General features: G+C 46.8%; 17 protein-coding genes. 6 read left to right on the top strand and 11 right to left on the bottom strand.

The features are described from left to right. Positions 1 to 6 precede the first annotated feature (6 nt). The 3 genes from HGH90_RS06645 to tssD all read left to right on the top strand — a co-directional run bounded on the left by HGH90_RS06645 (position 7) and on the right by tssD (position 2,308). The gene (locus HGH90_RS06645) at positions 7 to 1,182 is read left to right on the top strand and encodes a hypothetical protein (RefSeq protein ID WP_168762423.1); all 1,176 of its coding nucleotides are present in this window, start codon (positions 7 to 9) and stop codon (positions 1,180 to 1,182) included. Between the two features lie 61 nt (positions 1,183 to 1,243). Further along, positions 1,244 to 1,768, top strand: a complete 525-nt coding sequence (gene tssO / locus HGH90_RS06640; RefSeq protein WP_168739187.1) for a type VI secretion system TssO — start codon at positions 1,244 to 1,246, stop codon at positions 1,766 to 1,768. 153 nt (positions 1,769 to 1,921) lie between these two features. Next, positions 1,922 to 2,308, top strand: a complete 387-nt coding sequence (gene tssD / locus HGH90_RS06635; protein ID WP_168739185.1) for a type VI secretion system tube protein TssD — start codon at positions 1,922 to 1,924, stop codon at positions 2,306 to 2,308. Positions 2,309 to 2,399: 91 nt separating this feature from the next. Here tssD and HGH90_RS06630 read toward each other — a convergent pair whose 3' ends face one another. The 4 genes from HGH90_RS06630 to HGH90_RS06615 all read right to left on the bottom strand — a co-directional run bounded on the left by HGH90_RS06630 (position 2,400) and on the right by HGH90_RS06615 (position 5,867). Next, positions 2,400 to 2,846 carry a DoxX family protein gene (locus HGH90_RS06630; protein ID WP_168762425.1) on the bottom strand — a complete coding sequence of 149 codons (447 nt, stop codon included), beginning with the start codon at positions 2,844 to 2,846 and terminating at the stop codon, positions 2,400 to 2,402. Positions 2,847 to 2,916: 70 nt separating this feature from the next. Continuing rightward, on the bottom strand, positions 2,917 to 3,501 hold the full coding sequence (locus tag HGH90_RS06625) for a Crp/Fnr family transcriptional regulator (RefSeq protein WP_169190699.1): 585 nt from the start codon (positions 3,499 to 3,501) through the stop codon (positions 2,917 to 2,919). Between the two features lie 3 nt (positions 3,502 to 3,504). After that, positions 3,505 to 4,461 carry a type I pantothenate kinase gene (coaA, locus tag HGH90_RS06620; RefSeq protein ID WP_168762427.1) on the bottom strand — a complete coding sequence of 319 codons (957 nt, stop codon included), beginning with the start codon at positions 4,459 to 4,461 and terminating at the stop codon, positions 3,505 to 3,507. 50 nt (positions 4,462 to 4,511) lie between these two features. Continuing rightward, on the bottom strand, positions 4,512 to 5,867 hold the full coding sequence (locus HGH90_RS06615; protein WP_168762428.1) for an NAD-dependent succinate-semialdehyde dehydrogenase: 1,356 nt from the start codon (positions 5,865 to 5,867) through the stop codon (positions 4,512 to 4,514). A gap of 113 nt (positions 5,868 to 5,980) precedes the next feature. Between HGH90_RS06615 and HGH90_RS06610 the strand changes: the two genes are divergently transcribed. Continuing rightward, positions 5,981 to 7,156: an MFS transporter gene (locus tag HGH90_RS06610; protein WP_168762429.1), complete on the top strand. Its 1,176-nt coding sequence runs from the start codon at positions 5,981 to 5,983 to the stop codon at positions 7,154 to 7,156. Here the strand turns inward: HGH90_RS06610 and HGH90_RS06605 are convergent. From HGH90_RS06605 to pfkA, 4 genes are all read right to left on the bottom strand, one after another. Then, the gene (locus HGH90_RS06605; RefSeq protein ID WP_169190698.1) at positions 7,146 to 8,552 is read right to left on the bottom strand and encodes an MFS transporter; all 1,407 of its coding nucleotides are present in this window, start codon (positions 8,550 to 8,552) and stop codon (positions 7,146 to 7,148) included. The genes HGH90_RS06610 and HGH90_RS06605 overlap by 11 nt on opposite strands. Before the next feature lie 36 nt (positions 8,553 to 8,588). Further along, positions 8,589 to 9,155, bottom strand: a complete 567-nt coding sequence (locus HGH90_RS06600) for a TetR/AcrR family transcriptional regulator (RefSeq protein WP_168762431.1) — start codon at positions 9,153 to 9,155, stop codon at positions 8,589 to 8,591. Between the two features lie 162 nt (positions 9,156 to 9,317). After that, a complete protein-coding gene (gene pyk / locus HGH90_RS06595) occupies positions 9,318 to 10,805 on the bottom strand; it encodes a pyruvate kinase (protein ID WP_169190697.1) in 1,488 nt (495 codons plus the stop codon). A gap of 12 nt (positions 10,806 to 10,817) precedes the next feature. Further along, entirely contained in the window at positions 10,818 to 11,798 is a 981-nt protein-coding gene (gene pfkA / locus HGH90_RS06590; RefSeq protein ID WP_168739170.1) for a 6-phosphofructokinase, read from the bottom strand. Positions 11,799 to 11,969: 171 nt separating this feature from the next. Between pfkA and HGH90_RS06585 the strand changes: the two genes are divergently transcribed. Then, positions 11,970 to 14,063, top strand: a complete 2,094-nt coding sequence (locus HGH90_RS06585) for a prolyl oligopeptidase family serine peptidase (RefSeq protein WP_248276970.1) — start codon at positions 11,970 to 11,972, stop codon at positions 14,061 to 14,063. A 160-nt stretch (positions 14,064 to 14,223) separates the two neighbouring features. Then, positions 14,224 to 15,123: an SDR family oxidoreductase gene (locus HGH90_RS06580; protein ID WP_169190696.1), complete on the top strand. Its 900-nt coding sequence runs from the start codon at positions 14,224 to 14,226 to the stop codon at positions 15,121 to 15,123. On the opposite strand, the gene HGH90_RS06575 is transcribed toward HGH90_RS06580, so the two are convergent. From HGH90_RS06575 to HGH90_RS06565, 3 genes are all read right to left on the bottom strand, one after another. Next, positions 15,124 to 16,068 carry a hypothetical protein gene (locus tag HGH90_RS06575; protein WP_169190695.1) on the bottom strand — a complete coding sequence of 315 codons (945 nt, stop codon included), beginning with the start codon at positions 16,066 to 16,068 and terminating at the stop codon, positions 15,124 to 15,126. Positions 16,069 to 16,227: 159 nt separating this feature from the next. Continuing rightward, entirely contained in the window at positions 16,228 to 17,877 is a 1,650-nt protein-coding gene (locus tag HGH90_RS06570; RefSeq protein ID WP_168762435.1) for a TonB-dependent receptor, read from the bottom strand. Positions 17,878 to 17,896: 19 nt separating this feature from the next. Continuing rightward, the gene (locus tag HGH90_RS06565; RefSeq protein WP_168762436.1) at positions 17,897 to 20,974 is read right to left on the bottom strand and encodes a tetratricopeptide repeat protein; all 3,078 of its coding nucleotides are present in this window, start codon (positions 20,972 to 20,974) and stop codon (positions 17,897 to 17,899) included. Between the last annotated feature and the right edge of the window lie 173 nt (positions 20,975 to 21,147).

Genomic DNA, 21,147 nt, shown 5'->3' with positions numbered 1-21,147 from the left:
AGTATTATGGCAGAACCGTTAAAGCATTTTCCCGTTAACTGGGTAGATGGCATGAAGATAAAGAAGCAGCATTTTATTGATACGGAAAATGCGCTGCTGGATCAGATCAGGGATGCGCTGGCCTGCGGCATTCATGCACTCAACTATGGCTTATTACCTCCCAAAGGAGAAAATAAAGAATCGCTGCGTTGCTGGTTTGTGAGCGACAACCAACAGCAGTGGCGTATTAAACTGACAGAATGCAGGGCAGTAACGCCCGGTGGCGGCAGGATTGAAGTACCCGAACATACGGTACATTCCCTCAAGTACGCTACCACCTTCCCAGAAGCCACTTATACCTGGGACCCGCAGCATACAGAAAGTACCTATTACGTACTCATGCAGGTGAATCCTTTTAACCGCCAGCCCAGTGGGGAACCGTTGCTGGAAGAAGATCCGCCAAGATTGCCGTATGCTACGCCGGAATATAGCCTATACGTAGCCCCCGCGTCCCAACTGCCTTCCGGACAGTTAGGCAGCTACCAGATGGTGCTGGCACGTATCAACGTAATAGATGGCCGCCCGCTGATGGACGATGATTATATTCCACCCTGCAGTATTGTAAGTGCCCACCCATCGCTGATCGACCTGTATCACGAGCTTGATCAGTTTCTCGGACAAATGGAATTGTATGGCGTGCATATCGTGCAAAAAATTTATGGCAGGAACCAGAATAACGACCTTGCGCTGGTAGTACTTTATACTACGGAGAAAATGGTACAGTTCCTCGGTACGCGTATCACCCAGTTCAGATGGCTGGCCATGAACCAGCCGCCGGCACAAATGCTGGAAATCATTGCAGGACTGGCCCGCACCATGAAAAATGCTATTGATCAACGTGCCGGCGCCGGTAAGGAAGAGCTGCTCAACTATTTATCTGAATGGTGTGAACTCAGGCAAGGCGAACTGGAAACCCTCATGATTAATTGCGCCAATATCCGTTATAAACACCTGGATGTACGCGAATGCCTGCAACCCATGATTCCTTTCGTCAGAGCAGTGAATAAACTCTTTGAAAGCCTGAGCAGGCTGGATTATATCGGACGCAAGCAGGACAGCAATATTTTCGTGAAAGAAGAATCACAGGAGGATTCCGAGTACCTGCGTAAACATAAAGCCAAGCGTTGGTTTTTTACCGATTAAGCGCGCAACCGTTATGCGCACTTCGTTATATGATCAATTTGTAAAAGAATAATTCTGAAATATGCAAGTATTGAACAGGCAGGAAAGAAATGTTTCCTTTATTTGGTTCCTTTTGTTTTTTATCATCACCGTAGGCTTGTTTGTATTAGCCGTATTTTTTAACTACCAGGTGCCAGCCAGGGAAAATGCTGCGTTGCGTAAGGAATTGACTGCTTTCCGGGAAGAACAGGCGTTTCAAGCCACCTTTCTGCAAAAGCTGGATAAGGTGAAGCATAATCTCGATTCTATTAACCTGCCCAATCAGAACGCTACGTATATGGACCAGATCATCGCCGCTTCCCTGGCCGATATGCGCAACTCTATCCCAAAAGAAGCGGTGACGCATTTTGGCTTATATGATAATATTGTGCAAAACTGCTTGTCGCTGCAGCAAACCAAACAACAGCTGCGAGAGCTACAAAATGCGCAACAGAATATAGCAGGATTAAAAGAACAGGTAGCAGATCTCAACAGGCAGCTGGAAACCAAGAGCAGGGACCTTGATAACTGCCGCCAGATGATGCTGCTGAATAGCCGCGCGCACTAACCCAAAAGTCTATATTATCTTTTAGATATGGGTATAAAAATTATTCGTTAGGACTCTTAATTATTGAAAATTTCATCCTATATTTGAGACTTATAAATTCATAAATAAATCTTAGGTATTTTTCTTTATTGTAACCTTAAAAATTAACCCAACATGTCCTTCAAAGCAAAATTTGAAACAGGCGGACAAGAGTACAACGTACAGCACGTCGCCTACGACCTCACACAGGAAACAGATGCTACCGGTCGCCCTTCAGCCATCACCCGTGGCGGACGCATTAAGCTGACAGTAGAATCTACCGGAAAAACAGATCTCTTCGAATGGATGGTCAACAACTTCGAAAGAAAAGATGGTTCCATCACTTTCTACAAAAGAGATACTGATTCCAAATTAAAAACCCTGGACTTTAAAGAGGGTTACCTGGTTAAGTTTGAAGAGTCTTTTGACTATGAAAACAAAAACCCAATGGTAATCTCCTTTACCATTTCTGCCCGTGAAATTAGCATGGGTAATGCAAAACATGTTAATGAGTGGGTATAATAACTCCTTACATTATGCAAAAGGGCCGTCTCTACTCCGTAGAGGCGGCCTCTTTTTTTAATGCCGTTATTACTGCGATATATTCGCATGATTAATGAATTACCCACCAGATCCACCAAATATACAGCGGTTGAAATAGCAAGCGGCTCCATGTATACCAGGGCTTAGCAGGCAATCCGCCCGGAGCAGGTAATTTTTTTACTGCCACCTGGATATTAGCCGGGAACATGGCAATTAGTAATATCATCAGGCCCCAACCCGTGTAATATTGGATGGCAGGGATCAGCAAGCCTGCTCCCAGCAAGATTTCCAGGATGCCCGTGAATATTACCAGGGAGAAAGGAAAGGGCAACATACCCTCAATCATATATAGCAGTTTGCGGGGGCTTACCAGGTGCATCACACCAATCAGCACAAACATTAGCGCCGCTGCTATCCGTGCATCCATAGATAATGCCTGTAGCGATGAAACACCCAGCAGGTAACCCATCGCCCATAGCAACAACATTATGCTGCATAAACCAGAGAAAAATGCCATGCGTATAAATTTATACCGCAAAGGTCCATATCTGGTTTTGTTATCACGCTAACAAATGTTAGTTAATTCGCTACTCCGTAACACTCCTGTTTTTCCGGATACGGCTAAGACTTTCGGGCTCAATACCCAGGTAAGAAGCAATTTGTTTGATGGGAATATGTTGTATGACCTCCGGATGCTCCTGGAGTAGTTGCGCATATCTTTCCTGGGCGGAATATTGCAGGAAGGATAACTCCCGGTTGTATTTGCGGAGATATTGTTGTTCGGCTATCAACCGGCCTATTCGCTCTGACTGATGAGATGCGTGATATAATTGCTGCAGATCGGCGTAATGAAATGCATAACCTGTTACAGGCATAATGGCCTGTATATTTACCGCAGCGGGTTGCCGGGTAATAAAAGAGGCATAAGAGGCGCAGAACGACCTGGGAAACAAAAAATCCAGGCTGATTTCTTTCCCGTTATGTAAGGTGTACACCCTCACAATACCCGTCGCAATAAAATAAATTGCATGCGATGTTTTACCGGCTTCAGAAAGTAATTCCCCCGTTTTATAACTCACCGGCTGCAGGATGGCTTCAAAGGCATTCCAATCCTGGAGCGGCTCCTGGAGCAATGCCTGCAGCTGTTGTTTTATGTGTAGGGTATCTGTCATCTGCTACGTTTTTCTCAGTTGTATAGACTGTACAAAGTGATGGTGACCTTTTTCCAGGATCAGGCTGGCCCGGTAGCGGGTAGGTGCAATATTCTGTTCCAGGTTAGGTTTATTGATGTCTTCCCATATCTGTGTGGCCAGTTCCACGGTGGCAGTATCGGAGAGGTGGGCATAGCGGTGGAAAAACGATTCCGGGTTCTGAAAGGCGGTCCTGCGGAGCGATTCAAAGCGTGCGATATACCACTTGCGGATATCTTTTTCTGCGGCATCTACATAGATGCTGAAGTCGAAAAAGTCGGATACGAAAACGGCCGGATCTTTTTGTTGCTGACGTGGACGTACCTGTAACACATTCACGCCTTCTACAATCACGATATCGGGTTGTTCTATCCATTGCAATTGCCCGGGTAATATATCATATTCCAGGTGGGAGTAAAGTGGCGCGGCCACTCTTTCTTTGCCGGATTTTACATCTGCCAGGAAGTGAATGAGCCGCTTGATATCATAGCTTTCAGGAAAGCCTTTACGGTTCATGATATTATTGGCTTCCAGTATTTTGTTGGGATACAGAAATCCATCGGTGGTTACCAGGTCCACCCGGGGGTGATTGGGCCAGGCTTGCAGCAGTTTTTGCAGTACTCTGGCGGTCGTACTTTTTCCTACGGCCACACTACCTGCAATGCCAATAATATAGGGCACTTTATGTACATGACTGCTGAGAAAGTTGCTGGTAGCGGTATGTAGTTGTTGAGATCCGGTAACATATAAATTTAACAGGTGTGCCAGTGGAAGATATACCTGTGTAATTTCTTCCTGGGTGAGTGGTTCGTTCATGCCATGGAGTGCTTCCAGGTCATAGTCCTGCATTTGCAGCATAGCATCGCCGCTTCTTTCTGCCCATTCCTTACGGGAGAAGCTGATATAGGGAGTATAGCGGTCGCGTTTCAGAGAAGTGGTCATTACAAGTTTAGCTTTTAGCGACCCGTTGTTGAAATAGCAACAGCGGGGGCCTATTGTTGTATGTATACAGTTTTAACGTTCAAGAATTCGTGTGTGCCTTCCAGTGATAGCTCACGTCCATAGCCCGATTGTTTAACGCCGCCGAAAGGCAGGCGGGCATCGGATCTGACCATGGCATTAATAAATACGTTGCCGCTTTCTATCTGGGTAGCCAGGTGGCTGGCTTTGTCCAGGTCGCTGGTCCAGAGGGCAGCACCCAGTCCAAAGTCAGTTTCATTGGCCAGTGCAATGGCTTCGGCTTCATTGGCAGCCGGTATGATCACTGCCACGGGACCAAATGTTTCTTCTTTAAAAACGGTCATGTTGTTGGTCACCCCAGTTAGCAAGGTCGGCGCAAAGTTACAGCCTTCATGCGTGCCGCCCAACTCCAGTTGAGCGCCCTGCCGGATGCTTTCCTGCAGCTGTTTGTTCAGTTCTTCGGCCAGGTCGGGACGGGCCATAGGGCCCATTTGTGTAGTTTCGAGTGTAGGATCGCCCTGGCGGAGATCCTGGAGAATACGTTTTACTTCGGCGGTGAAGGCAGGCACAATTTCTTCTTCCACAATCCACCGCTTGGCGGCTATACATGACTGACCGGCATTTTGCATACGGCCTTGTACGGCGGTTTTGGCGGCGGCTTCCAGGTCGGCGTCTTTCAACACAATAAATGGATCGCTGCCACCCAGTTCCAGTACTGTTTTTTTGATGTATTTGCCTGCCAGCGCAGCCACACTTTTGCCAGCCGGCGTACTACCGGTAAGTGTTACCCCCTGTACGCGCGGATCTGCAATAATGGGTTCTATATCTTTGGATGATACCAGTAACGATTGAAAAGTTCCCTGCGGAAAATTACTGGTAGCGAATAATTTTTCAATGGCCAGCGCACAGCCGCTTACGTTGCTGGCATGTTTTAGTAAACCGGTATTACCTGCCAATATATTAGGAATGGCAAAGCGGAATACCTGCCAGTAAGGAAAGTTCCAGGGCATAATGGCCAGAACAATTCCTTTGGGTTCATAGGATACATAGCTTTTATAGGCATCAGATTGAATCGGTTTGGGGGCTAACATGCCGGCAATATTTTCTGCATAATATTCCGCAGAGGTAGCGCATTTCAACACTTCAGCCCTGGCTTCTTTCAGCGTTTTGCCCATCTCCTGTGTGATCAGGGCGGCATGCATATCTACATCATTTTTCAATGAGGTGGCTACTTCCATCATCCACTGCCGGCGCTGCTCCAATGGCACCTGTAATAATTCGCGGTAAGCCTGGTGTCCCAACGCTAATTTATCTTCTATCTCTGCCTGTGTATGCGCGGTGTATACTGCAATGGTTTCCTGTGTAAACGGGTTGATGCTTGTAAACATGGCTTTAGCTTTTGGCCGTTAGTGAATAGTCCTGCAAATTTACCGTTTTCCACTAAAAGCCAACTGCTAAAAGCGAAATGCTATCTTTGCAGCGTTTAAACCAGCACAACTTTATGACACTTAGCAGATGGAATATTTTAGTGATGGCCCTTTGTACTGGCCTGATCGTAGCCAATATTTATTACAGCCAACCTTTACTGGTGTTGATGAGCGAGGAATTTGGCGTAACGGAAAGCAACGCTGGACAAGTAACTTTCTTCACACAATTGGGATATGCCCTCGGGTTGTTGTTTTGCGTACCCCTGGGCGATAAGCTGGAACGTAAATCACAGATTGTAGTGATGACGCTGGCGGCTGTTATAGCATTGGTGGCTGCCGCAAAGTCGGTTAACATCACCATGCTGAAAGTAACCGGGCTGATGATAGGATTTACTTCCGTTGTGCCTCAATTAATTTTGCCGCTGGCGGCTAACCTTTCGGATCCTGCCAGCCGGGGTAAAGTAATTGGTACCATCATGAGCGGCTTGCTGGTAGGTATTTTATTATCGCGTACGCTCAGCGGTATGGTCGGACACCACTTCGGCTGGAGAACGATGTTCTGGATTGCTGCAGGCATCAGTGCTTTGCTGGCCGTGATCATGATTACCTCTTTTCCGTCGAGTAAGCCCAGTTTCAATGGTACTTACGGGCAACTGATGAAATCATTACTCACACTGATCAAAGAACAACCGGTGTTGAGGGAAGCATCTGCGATCAATGCCTGTTGCTTTGCGATGTTTGGCATGTTCTGGACCACGGTGGTATTTTTATTGTCGGCGCCCCCCTTTAAGTATACGAGTGAACAAATTGGTTTAATGGGGCTGGCTGCTGCTGCGGGCGCCCTGGGTGCGCCATTGGTTGGCAGAATAGCCGACAAAAAGAATCCGCGTATTGCGATAGGATATGGTATTATTTTTCTGTTCTTCGGTTATTTCCTCTTTTATGCATTTCAAGCTAGTCTCATTGGCATCATCATCGGTATTGTGGCGATAGACCTGGGCTTACAAGGTATTCATGTATCTAATCAAACCAGGATTTACACCCTTTTACCAGAAGCGAGGAACCGTTTAAACACAGTGTTTATGACCACCAGTTTTATTGGTACCTCGCTGGGCTCCGGTATCGGGTTGTGGGTATGGTCGGTGGCACAATGGAATGGCGTATGTATAGCTGGTACGGGCCTCATTTCCATTGCGTTGATTATTTACCTGGCTACCTATAAAAGATCAGGTAGGGTGGCTAGCGCTTAATACGGTTGAGTACCAACACTACGATCAACAGGTAGCCCATCATACAAAACAAGGCAATTTTGTAGGCAAAGTAATAATGTCCTGAAGTGCGCGCCAGGTACAGGAAAACACCACCCAATATGCTGATGCCTAGGGCAGAGGAAATCTGTTGTATGGTGGAATATACGCCACTGGCAGCTCCTGCTTTATCGGCCGGCATATCCCACATAGCTACTTTCAATAAAGAAGGCATCATCAGGCCTGAGCCAATGCCGTAGATGATCAGGCAGGGAAGAATATCCCAGGGCGTGATAATCTTCTCCTGGAATAATACCAGTTGACAAATAAAGGAGAGGATCATCAGTCCTGCAGCCACCTGTAGCAGGCGGATACGATATCGGGCGGCATTTTTAATGGACCATAGTGATGCCAGTAAAAAAGCGACTGTTTGAAACACGAAATAATTGCCGGCAGTAAAAGGAGGGATGTTAAATCCACTTTGAAAAAAGATGGATACTGCAAAGATGTAAGCGGTATTAACCCCGAAGAAAAACAATACGCAGATGACCGCGATGTTGAAGCTCCGGATTTTAAAAAGCGACAGCGGCACCAGCGGATCTTTTTTTTGCTGGCCCAGTTTCCGCTGATATCCCACAAAAAATAGCAACAACAGCAATGCCACTACCAGCATGGCTTTGGTCCATAATTGCCAGCCTAGCTCTGTACCCTGGATAATAGGATATACCAAGAGAGATAAGGCGGCAGTGAGTATAAAGATGCCAGGAATGTCGAAACGGGTGGATTTGTTTTGCTGTGATTCGGGTACAAAATAAAACGCCAGTACCATGGCGATGGCTCCTACAGGCAGGTTTACGAGGAATATGAGCCGCCAGCTGTCGGTAATGAGGTGAGAGGAAATAAAATAGCCTCCCAGGAATTGGCCCAGCGTGGCGCCGGTGCCCAATGCCATGCCATACATGCCATAGGCTTTGTCACGGTCGGTGGGTGATTGAAAGTTGAGTTGTATCAGCGTAATGGTTTGTGGTACTGTAAATGCAGCAGCGACGCCCTGCAGGAAGCGGGAAACGATGAGCATGGGCATCGATATCGCAAAACCACAGAGGGCGGAGGTGATCGTAAAGGCGGCCAGTCCGGCGATAAACACTTTCTTTTTGCCAAGGTAATCGCCGGTACGACTGCCGGTAATCAGGAATACGGCGTATCCCAGCAGGTAAGAAGCTACCACCAGTTCCAGCGCAGCGTCGGAACTATGAAAATATGTCTTGATAGCGGGTGTGCTGATATTGACGATAAAGATGTCGACTACCGTGATCAGGGGAGCTAACAGGATGATGGCCAGCGACAGCCAGGGGCTGGTGCTATAGTTATTGATATATACAGACCGGTCTGTTTTCATGTAGATAAAATTTTTGTAGTGGTAAATAAAATGGTTTTATAAAGTGGCCAGTAGTTTCTCTACGATGTTGATAGTGTCTTCCAGCGGTTTGGGTGATTTCAGGAGATATCCCTGTAAGCCGGCGCCTTCATAGAGATGGTGCAGCATATCGGTCCATTCGGCTAGTGAGGCTTCGGGGAAGGGATTTTTGATTGCCTGTAGCTGGCTGTTGATCAGCGCTTTGATGGTTTGATTGTGGGTATTGATTTCCAGCTGGGCGTCTTCATTTAAATGAGGCAGCTCATAGGCGATGCGTATAAAAGCGCAGCCGCGGAACTGGTTTTCCAGCATGTGTTGCAGGCGATATTTGAACAGGCCTATTAGTCTTTCTTTGCCCGGCACCAGTTGTTCCAGGTACTTCATCCGTAGTTCGTGGTTACCCACCCGGGTGTTTTGCAAGTAGGCGGTGAGCAGCGTTTCTTTGGAGGAGAAGTGCTGGTACAGGCTGGCTTTGGCAATACCGGCATCTTCGATGATCTGGTTAATGCCGGTAGCCTGGTAGCCTTGCTGGTAAAACAGCTCAGCCGCCGTATGGAGAATTCTTTCTTTTGCGCCTTCTTTCATAGCACAATATTAGGGTATTTTAATAAAACAGACAAGTCTGTATGTTTTTTGAAAGAAGAGTGACAAAAAGTACAAAGCCCCCCGTTGTAACGGAGGGCTTTGTTGATAATATTACTAAATGCATTTAGGGAAAGTACCTAAGCTACGGTGTCACCGGGCTTATTAGTCAACTTTCGTAATCTTCAGCATATTAGTTGGCAGGTGTTCTTTAACGGGTGTACTACCGGTGTTTACGCACACATCGCCAGCTTTGATAAAGCCTCTTTCTTTCAGGATATTGATCTGATCGAAAACGATATCATCGAGACTTTCTTCTTCTTCGTAGTAGAAGGCGCGTACACCCCAGCTGAGGCTCAGCTGGTTTACGAGCGATCTTTCTTTGGTAAAGATATAGAGTGGGCTGCGTGGGCGGTAGCTGCTCAGCATAAAGCCGGTGTAGCCGCTTTGGGTCATACCGATGAGGGCGTCTGCATCCAGATCTTCCGCAATTTTACAGGCGTTGTAGCACAGTGCATCGCTGAGGAAGGTAGGAGAGTGGCGGTGAGGGATCAGGTTACGGTTGTAGATGATCGCTTCTTTTTCCACTTCCTGGATGATTTTATTCATCGTTTGGATTACCAGTTCAGGGAACATACCGGTAGCTGTTTCACCGCTGAGCATTACAGCATCGGCGCCTTCCAGTACTGCGTTAGCTACGTCGGTGATTTCGCTACGGTTAGGGCGGGTGCGGTCCATCATGCTTTCCATCATTTGTGTAGCCACAATAACGGGTTTTGCACGGTGAATACATTTGCGGATTATATCTTTCTGGATCATTGGGATCTGCTCTACTGGCAGTTCCACGCCGAGGTCGCCACGGGCAATCATTACGCCATCACTTTCCCAGATGATTTCTTTTAAGTTCTGAATGGCTTCAGGTTTCTCAATTTTAGAGATCACCTTAATTTTTGAATTACGTGCTTCCAGGCGCTTACGCAGTTCGGAGAGATCTTTTACGCTTCTCACAAAAGAGAGCGCTACCCAGTCGCATTCATGATCAATGATGAACTCCAGGTCGATAATATCTTTTTCAGTCAGCGCAGGGAGGGATATTTTGGTATCCGGGAGGTTAAAGCCTTTTTTAGAAGACAGTACACCTGGTAAGGAAACTTCGGCTTTAATTTCTCCGTTGGCAGTGATTTCTTTTACAATGGTTTCAATTTTACCATCATCCAGCAGGATTTTCTGGCCAGGTCTGAGATCTTTGTACAGGTCAGGATAGGAAACGTAAATTTTTTCCATATTACCCACCAGTTTCTCGTTCACGAAGGTGAGGATATCTCCTTTTTTCAGCGGGAGGGCATTGTTTTCGATTTCACCCACGCGCAGTTTAGGACCTTGTAAATCGGCCAGGATGGCTACGGTATAAGGTTCTGTTTTATTGATCTGGCGGATATATTCAATAATCCGCAGTTTATCTTCATGCGAGCCGTGTGAAAAGTTGAGGCGGAAAACATTAACACCGGCTTTTACCAGTGTAAGCAGTCCATCATAGGTATCACACGCAGGGCCAACAGTGGCCACAATTTTTGTTTTGTGCGAAGAGTGCTCTCTACCCGCAGCATTATCCATCTGCTTGTGATAGTATTTCGAAAGATCCTTTGTACTCATAAGTCTGATTTTTTAACTCGCAAGAATTTTAACAATCTTAAACCATTCAGGGTCGATTTCCTGTTTGGCTTTAACAGCTTTATCAAGAGGGGTGTAATGAATTCGGTCGTTTACTACGCCAATCATTACATTGTGAATGCCTTCCAGCAGGGCATCTACAGCTGCATAGCCCAGGCGGCTTGCCAGAATGCGATCTGTGCAGGTAGGAGCGCCGCCACGTTGAATATGCCCGAGGATACTCACCCGGGTATCGAGTTGAGGACATCTCTCTTTAATGATGCGCCCAACTTCCTGTGCGCCACCGGTTTCATCACCTTCGGCTACCACAATCAGGTTAACCAGTTTTCTGCGACGTTCGTTCGCCTGCAGTTCTTCAATAATGTCGTTTACTTCCGTTTTGCGTTCCGGCATCAATATGTGTTCCGCACCAGTGGATATCCCGCTGTGTAATGCAATGTAACCGGCATCACGGCCCATTACTTCAATTACAAACAAACGGTCATGCGCATCGGCGGTGTCCCTGATTTTGTCTATCGCTTCTACTGCTGTATTTACAGCCGTGTCAAATCCAATAGTCGAGTCAGTCCCTGCAATGTCCTTGTCAATAGTACCAGGCAAGCCTATACACGGAATGTCAAATTCCTGGCTGAACTTTTGCGCACCATTAAACGAGCCGTCACCACCTATTACTACCAGCCCGTCAATGTTGTGTTTCTTCAGATTTTCGTAAGCCATTTTTCGCCCTTCATATTCATAGAACTCTCTGCAGCGGGCGGTCTTCAATATCGTGCCCCCGCGCTGAATAATGTTGGCAACAGATTTTGATTCCATCGGGAAAATCTCGTTCTTCAACATTCCCCTATAGCCGTACATTATGCCGTACACATTCAGCTGATGATAAATGCCCGTTCTTACAACGGCACGAACTGCTGCGTTCATGCCAGGAGCATCTCCCCCGGATGTAAGGACTGCAATGTTGTTGAGTTTTTTCATATAAATTGCTAAAAAAATATCTTAAAGGCGCACAAAAATAACATTTTGCAATTGTTTTCTAACTGTTATCTGATGAAATAACCTAAATTTTTAATTTCCATCAAACAAAGTAGCTAAAAATTTCAAAAAATATTATGCATGCCAAAAAAAAATAATAGGAGGTGGATCTTTATGAGCGCGAGTTTAATAGCCGGACAAGCAATGGCGCAACAACCAGCTATCATTTACCCGGAAACAAAAAAAGTAGATACAGTAGATGATTATCACGGTACAAAAATAGCTGATCCGTACCGCTGGCTGGAAAATGACCATAGCGAAGAAACCAAAGCATGGGTAGCAGCAGAGAACAAAGTTACGCAAGACTATCTCTCTCAGATCCCTTTTCGGGATAATATTAAAAAGCGCCTGGAAGTACTCTGGAACTATCCTAAAACCGGCGCCCCTGTTAAGCACGGTAAATATTATTACTATTATAAAAATGATGGGTTACAGAACCAGGCAGTACTCTATCGTTCCGCCACCCTGGGAGGCGCCCCGGAAGTATTTCTCGACCCCAATAAACTATCCGCCGCCGGTACCACCGCCCTGGGTGTTATGTCTTTTTCAAAAGACGGCAAATATGCCGCCTACCTGTTGTCTAAAGCCGGTTCCGACTGGCAGGAAGGTTTTGTAATGGACGTGGAAACCAAACAGTTACTGTCGGATAAACTGGATTGGGTAAAATTCAGTTCCCTCGACTGGCGGGGTAATGGCTTCTACTATAGTCGCTATGATGCGCCCATCGAAACCAGCAAGCTTTCTGGCAAAAATGAATTCCATAAGGTATATTACCATCAGCTGGGCGATCCACAGGAAAAGGATGCATTAATATATGTGGATAAAGCGCATCCACTGCGCAATGCCGGCGTATCTGTTACGGAAGATGAACGCTTCCTGATCCTGTCTACCTCCGAAGGTACCTCTGGCCGGGAGCTCTGGTACCGCGATCTGCAAAACCAGGCACAAACTGATTTTGCCCTGTTGATAAAAGGTTTTGATTATGAACCCGATGTTATCGACAATGATGGCGACAAATTACTGGTGCGCACCAACCATGATGCGCCCAACTACAAGGTGGTGCTGATTGATCCCCTGCATCCCGAACTCACCAACTGGAAAGTGATTGTACCGGAAAAGAAAGAAGCGCTGGAAGGTGTAAGTATCGCCAATGGCAAAATGTTCCTGTCTTACCTGAAGGACGCTGCTACCCGGGTGTATCAATATGACTATAAAGGAAAATATGAACATGAGGTAAAGCTGCCCGGCATCGGTACTGCCAGCGGATTTGGAGGCAAGAAAGAAGATAAGGAGTTCTTCTATACGTATACCTCCTTTGTAACGCCGCCGGCTGTATATAAATATGATATCGCCAGCGGCGCTTCCAGTTTATATAGCAAACCGGATGTGAAATTTACACCTGCCGACTACGAAACCAAACAGGTATTTTTCAAAAGTGCGGACGGCACCAGCGTGCCGATGTTCCTCTCTTATAAGAAAGGTATACAGCTCAACGGCAACAACCCCGTGCTGATTTATGGTTATGGCGGTTTTAACATCCCGATGACGCCTGGTTTTGGCGTATCCAACCTCTATTTCATGGAACAGGGAGGTATATATGCGGTAGTAGTACTGAGAGGCGGCAGTGAATATGGAGAAGCCTGGCATAAAGCCGGCATGCTCGATAAGAAGCAAAATGTGTTCAACGACTTTATCGGCGCAGCGGAATACCTGGTACAGGCTAAATATACTAATAGCTCGAAGATCGCTATCCGTGGCGGTTCTAACGGCGGCTTGCTGATAGGCGCCTGTATGACTCAGCGTCCGGATTTATTTAAGGTGGCTTTACCGGCAGTGGGCGTAATGGATATGCTGCGTTTCCAGAAGTTCACCATTGGCTGGGCCTGGGCGGTAGAATATGGCAGCAGCGACCATGCTGACCAGTTCCCTTACCTGCTGAAATATTCGCCGCTGCATAACCTGAAGCCAGGAACATCATATCCCGCTACATTGGTGACCACGGCAGATCATGACGACCGGGTGGTACCTGCACACTCTTTCAAGTTTGCGGCTACCCTGCAGGCAGCTAATGCAGGACCCAACCCAACACTCATCCGTATTGAAACACAGGCAGGACATGGAGCGGGTAAACCCACCTCCAAACTGATCGATGAAGCCACGGATGTATGGGCCTTTACGATGTTTAATTTGGGGATGCAACCGAAGTAAGGAAGAGCGGAAAGCTTAAAGCAGAAAGCAAAAAGCTATTGTGGAGAGGGATTAAAGCGAATTATTCAATACTCGCTAAGTTCTTCTCCACAATAGCTTTTTGCTTTCTGCTTTATGCTTTCTGCTTTTTTCCTTATCTTTAAAAATACCCTAAACGAACATGAAGGTACTTATAACTGGAAGTAACGGATTATTGGGACAGCATTTGATCCCACTTTTTCTGCAAGATGGAAAATATGACGTGATAGCAACCGGCAGGGGCCCGAATCGTTTTCCTTTGCGGGATAAATACACCTATGAGGCGGTGAATCTCCGGGATGCCGGCAGCGTAAAGCAGCTGGTGGAAAAGCATCAGCCGGATATTATTATTCATGGCGGCGCTATGTCGCAGGTAGACGACTGTGAGAAAAACAAAGACGCCTGCTGGGATACTAATGTTGGCGCTACCCGTTACCTGGTGCATGCGGCAGAAAGCTGTAATGCCTTCTTCCTGTTTTTATCTACCGATTTTGTGTTCGATGGTTTGCAGGGGCCCTATGGGGAAGATGCTACGGTAAATCCTATTAACTATTATGGTACCAGTAAAGTAGCGGCAGAGCGTTTGGTGGTAAACAGCAAACTGCAATGGGCGATTGTACGTACGGTGCTGGTATATGGCGTAGTAGCTGACCCGCATCGCAATAACATGATTACCTGGGTGAAAAATAATTTACAGCAGGGCAAGAAAGTGAAGGTAGTAGATGACCAGTGGCGTACGCCTACGTTGTGTCATGACTTGGCTAAAGGTTGTTTGCTGATTGCAAATAAGAAAGCCACCGGTATCTTCAATATTTCCGGAAATGAAATTTTGACTCCTTATGATATGGCTATAAAAACGGCCGAATTCTTCAAGCTAGACACCTCCCTGGTGGAAAAGATCAGCGCCAAAACCCTGGCCCAGCCGGCTGCCCGGCCAACAAAAACGGGATTACTTATTGATAAGGCGGAAAAAGAGCTGGGATACCAGCCCCGTACTTTCGCAGAGGGGCTGGAAATAGTGGCCGGAGAAATGAAACCCTGATTATGGGAACTCCAGGTAGGCCCTGTTAAATGTTTCTTTTACTTTATTGAGTTGCTGCGTAGTATCGGCTGCAACAGAATGCAATGGCAACGCCAGTTTGAACATGCCATCTTTTTTATAGATCACCAACTCCAGTTTTCTCCAAGCGCGCTGCCGTTTCTGGTTAGATACGGCGTTGCTGCTGTCCTTGTATTTATCTATCACTGCATAATAGGTGATTTCCTTACTGGCATTGGCTATAGAATCAGCTATGGCCTGTTGTGCTGAATCTACTGCAGGAGCTACCGGTTGCTTAAGGGTAACGGTATCGGCATTGGTAGAAGGGGCCGACGACGAAACAGCGGGCGATATGCCCGAAACGTACCACCATACCGCTATGCCTATGATGAGAGCGGCAGCAGGAATAGCGGCCCACCACCATTTAAATCCACTTTCTTCCGTTAATGCTTCCAGTGTTTCCTCCACTTCCGGAGTCATGATAGGTTCTGTAGCAGATACCGGTGGCTCAGGTAGAGATGATGGCGGCGGCGCCGATTTCTGATCGGGACGCGACAATGGCACAATATCGAGCGTATCGCGGGATATTGGTAATTCTTCCGCATGGAAATGAATATTGCCGGCAAAGTCGCCCTGGAGCTGACCTATCCCGGGTAGTACCAGGGGAGTGCCTGACTGCAGGCTGGCTTTCAGCTCTTCCAGGTATTTTTCAAGCTTACGCTGGGCCACAGCAGGTACCAGGTTTTCCTTCAGGGCAATCCATTCCAGGCAGGAACCGTCATCTTGCCACTGTTGCGTAAACATTACCTGTTCACGGGGAGGCGTCAACGTTTGTGTGCCGGTATTGTAGTGTGCCGGGAAATGTTGTACGGAAAAGGTGCCCAGGTGGGGTACTACGCAAACCCGTTGTTTAAACAGCACTTCGTGTATGTATTGCTGAAGGATCATTATAGTGCTTCGCTTTGGGCCTTAAGCTACCGATATGTCGGGCAGCTTAAGGCTGTTAAGAATCATTGGTGTATTTGGCTATTCGCTTAAACAAAAATGCAGCGAAGTGTATGTCCGCTGCATTTTTGTTTAGCTAAAAGCCAACGGCTGATAGCTAAGTTAAAACTTTATTAGCACCCCACCCACAATATTGAAACCATAAGTTGGATAGAGGTAATAACGTTGATAATGTGAATTAAAGATATTATTGGCATTCACCCACAAGCCAAAGTTTTTACTGATATCATAAGAGGCGCCGGCATTGAGGTCCCAGGCACCCTTGGTTTTACCGAAATCTTTGTTCGGGAGCTGATAATAGCTGCCGCTCAGCGCAAAGAGGTCTGCATTCAGGTGTAGTTTTTTAGCGAGGGTGTATTGTACATACAAGTCGCCCTGGAATGCAGGCAGGTGCCAGGGTTGTACTTCTGTTTCCTGCTTGTTATAATTATACCAGTCGAAGCTTACCCTTGCCTGGAATTTCTCTTCTTCGATATACCCGATTTCGCCGTGCAGTTGAAAAGCGCGCAGCATTGTTTCGTTGCGGGTAGTGAATTTTTTGGTATCGGCGCTATCGTTTACAAACAGCGGCAGGTTGTACCAGGTAACGGAAGCGAATTTGGTGTTATAGTTGAAATGGCTGCCCAGCGTACCTTTGATACCGGTATATTTTTCTTCCACGCGGGTATTCAGCATTTCTCCGGGTAATCCGGCCAGGAATGGATTTTTGTTGGCCAGGTTACGGTAAGAATTCTTTTCAAAGTAAGAGATCCATCCACTACTCAGGATCAGTTTTTTGCGGATCAGGTGCGACTCATTCACGATGTCGGGCAACAGGTAAAACTTGCTGTCAGACCAGGTAGGGTTTACGCCGGCATGGAGTACAAAGCCCGGCTTGATGATGTCTACTGCAGGGTGGATGGCCGCAATGTTGTTGTTGATAGCGCGGTTGTTGTCTTCTTTGTAGGTCGACAAATCGAATACGCCTTCTACGCCAACATAGATATCTTCAAATACTTGTTTTTTCACAGGTACTTTCAGCAGGAAAGTATTTTCGGTGCGCTTATAGGAGTCGTTAAACAGGATAAACTTCACTGTAGGTTGAAAAGTAAAGGCCCAATCGTTCTGTGGGCGGTTCTGCATGCCTACAGAAGCGGTTACCTGGTTGAACGTTTGCTCTATATCTTTCTTTTTATAGTTGGCCGTATCGTGTCCATAGCCATAATAATGCACGGTATTGCGGTCGTATCCTATGCTTCCGTCGAAGCGGAGTTTGGGCGCCAGATAAGTACCGGCTGCCAGCACGTTGAGGTTGCTGTAATCCTGGTCGGGAATCTCTTTTCCTTTGGAGCCGGTATAGTTTACATACAGGCCGTAGTTATAGAGGTTTTGCCTGCCGCTTCCGAATCCTGCCTGTACATAAGGCGTTTTATAGTTGCCATAGCCCAGTTTCACAAAATTATTCTGGAGATAGGAGAGCGAATCTTTTCCCAGTGCAAGCGGTTTCAGGGGCATGGCCTGGTACATGAAGTTCAGGTTCAGTGCCGGTATCTGGTATTTCAGCGACGGTCTGCTGGTATCAATGCCTGGCAGGGAAGCTGTGAGATTGAGTTTATAGGCATCGCGCAGTTTAGGCTGGTTAGTGGAAATGATGTCGATCGTTTCCTGCTTCAGCGGTTCCTGGGCCAGGACCTGTTGCGACGACAACAATCCGGCTAATCCCAGCGTGGAGATGATGAAAGTACGTTTACTATATGTTGTTGGAATGTTCATGCTTTGTTGCGCTTAAATGTTATTTCTTCGGTTTCTTACCCGCTGCTTTTTCTTCTGCTTCCACTTTGGCCAGCTTATCTTTTGCTTCCTGTTTCAGTTCAGGAATGGTACTGTTGGTAACAATACTCTGGTAAGTGGCTTTAGCGTTGAAAAAGTCTTGCTGACGGGCATATACATCACCCAGCAGGATATATGATTTAGCCACCCAGTATTCGTAGGAGGGCGTATTTTTAATCACATCAAAACCGGCTTTCTCAGCGGCATCCAGTTCATTTTGTTGCAGGTAGCAATCGGCGATACTATAGCGGGCTTCCGCGCCAGTTTCAGACTTGGTCATGTTGGCTACCGTTTTGAATTCGGTGATAGCGGCAGCATAGTCCTTTGCCTGTTGTACCGCTTTACCGCGATAGAAGTGGGCAATGATCTGGTCGTCTGTACTGATGTTGGCGGCAGCCAGCAACATTTCGGCGTAGTTGGATACTTCATCCCAGCGTTTCAGCTGGTAGTTACTGCGGAGTAATCCCCTGGTGGCGGCGAGGCTGTTTTCCTTGCTGGTGGCCAGATCTTGCAGTTGCAGGTAGTAGTTCCGCGCCTTATCATAATTTTTAACCTGGTAGAAGTTGATATTGGCGGCCTGGAGTGCAGATCTTTCTGCATACAGGCTGTTGTTGCGTGATAACACAAATTCGTAGGCAGGCAGTGCAGCCGTATAGTCTTTGTTGTTATAGGCGCATTCAGCTTTATAGAAGTAAGCTGGTAAAATAAATTGTCCGTTAGGATACTTCTGGATATAGCTATTGAAACCTGCTGTAGCGCCTGCGCAGTCGTTGGCCGTGAATCTTGCTTCTGCAGCTGCGTAGGAGATGGAATCTTCCGCGGAGGCGGTAACTGTTCTGCCGTTGGCTTTCAGGAAGGCTACATAGTCGTCTGTTTTACCCTGGCTTACATAGATAGATTTGATGCTTTGCAGCGCTTCATTTGCTTCCGGAGATCCGGGGAATTTTTCCACTACCTGGCGGTAGTAGGACATTGCCTTGCTGTCGTTGTCTTTATTGTAATAGCTCAATCCCAGCTTCAGCAGCGCTCTGGGGGCGTTGGGACCGTTGGGTTGTTTTTGCAATACATTTTCCAGGAAGGGAATCGCTTCTGTATATTTTTCCTGGGAGAGATAGGTATTGGCTATTTCTATATCTGTTTCGTTATTAAAGCCGGAGCTGGGGAACTTGTTGCCCAGTTGTTTGAGCAGTGCCAGTTTCTCACTTTGTTTGCCCTGCAGGCCGAGGATTACCGCTTTCTGGTAAGTGGCGTAGTCGGCGCCGGGTTCATTATTGCTGATGATCCGGTCGTAGAGCGAAAGTGCCTTAGGGAATTGGCGGAGCATATAGTAGCAATCGGCGCTGCGGAGGGCGGCGTCGGTGGCAATGCGTGCGGCATTCGGGCCGCTGCTTTTCTGAGCTGATTCAAAGTAAGGCAGTGCTTCTGTGTATTTATTTTGTTTCAGGAGGCTATAACCGAGGTTGTAGCTGGCTGTTTGTGCATTGGCTTCGCCGGATACAGGCGCGGTATTGCTCAGATAGGCGTTCAGGTTAGTGATGGCCGGTTCTGTTTTATTTTGGCGGAGGGCAATTTCTGCTTTCCAGAAGTGCGCCAGTTGTTTGATTTGTGGATCATAAGGCTGGCTGATGGCGATGTCCAGCAGGCGGTCGGCTTCAGCCAGTTGTTGATCGTTGATCAGCTGGGTGGCGCGTCCATAGGCTACTTTCTGGTAGGCTTTCAGCACCGTAGGATTTTTATCGGGAATCATCTCAATGGTAGCTAAACCATCTTTGTAGTTGTTGCTGTTCATGAACAGGTTCACGAGTATTTCCCTGGCTTCCTTGTTGTAGGCCGATTGTGGATATGTTTTAACGAACTGGGTGAGCTCATTAAGGGCCGCATCGGGATATCCCAGTTCATAGGACAATTTACCATAGTTAAATCGGGAAATTTCCTGTTGGGCAGCATTGGAGCTGTTGTTGGCGCAGAAGGCAAAGGCATTGCGGGCATTTGCTTTCTGACCGGTGCGGAGATAGCAATCGCCCAGCAGGTACATAGAGTTCTGTCCAAGTGAGTCTTTCGAGCTACTCAGCTGTTTAAAGCCGCTGATTGCTTTCGTCAGGTTATTGGTTTGATAGTAGGCGTAAGACAGTTGGTAGATGTCTTCATTTCTTACTTCGTCTGCGTTGTCCTGGAAGTCCTGCAGGTAAGGGAGTGCTTTTTTGTACTCCTTTTTTTCGAAGTATGCTTTACCCAGCAGTTGTTTCAGTTCGGCTTCGTAATATTGTCCGCCTTTTTGCAACAGTGGTTCTGTATAGGCAATCAGCTGGTCTGTTTTGCCCTGGAAGTAGTAAATTTCAGCAATATAGTAAGGTACTACGTTGCTGTATTTAGGTTCGTTCACTACTTTCTGGAAGCTGCTGAGGGCTTCGCTGTACTGGTGTTTATAGTAACAGATGAAGCCATAGTAGTAGTTGGCAGGAATGCTGTATTTGCCCGGTACCTCTTTGATGGAAGCAAACAGGGGCTGGGCTTTGTCGAAGTCTTTCAGGTTGAAATAGCAATAGGCCAGTTCGAATTTAGCTTCTGCGATTTCTGCGTTGGAGAGATTTTCGATATTGGCTTTTTCGTAGAGGGGAATGGCCTCTTTGAGTTTATTCTGGCGGAAGTAGTATTTAGCCAGCTGGTAGCTGACCAGTTCTTCACGGGCATTGTTGTTGGCTAATTTCAGGAATTCCAGCGCCTGTTTTTCTGCGTTGTCCTGTTGCAGTTTCAGGGTGCAGATGGTATAATAATAGAAGGCATCTGCTTTAACCAGGTCACGGTTGGTTTCGTGAAAGTAGTCGATGTTATCGATAGTTTGCTTGAAAAGCTGCATGGACACGGCATATTTCTCTTGTTGGAAATATTGCTGTGCGTCCTTGAATACTTTTTCCGGGTCTGTATATACGCGTGTTTGCTGTGCCTGTGCAGCAGGCATCCCCGCCAAACCCGCACCGGCAAACGCCAGGATAGATAAGTACAGATGTCCGGGAATAAAAACTTTTCTTATAAATTGCATGCTATAGCTGTTATGTCTTGAATATGCGTTTAAAACGATTCTTCTGGTAAAATATTTCCCACAGGTTTCCTTTGCGAGCCAAATATAAAAGTTATATCCTTTCTTTTCCCATCGGGTTTCCAACAATGTGGATAACTCCGGAAGCGGGGCAAAGTGTATTCATTTATCTTGCG

The organism is Chitinophaga sp. Ak27 (assembly GCF_012726295.1).
Classification (GTDB): domain Bacteria; phylum Bacteroidota; class Bacteroidia; order Chitinophagales; family Chitinophagaceae; genus Chitinophaga.
Note: the sequence above shows the minus strand (reverse complement) of the source record. Positions and strands in the feature narration are given on the sequence as shown.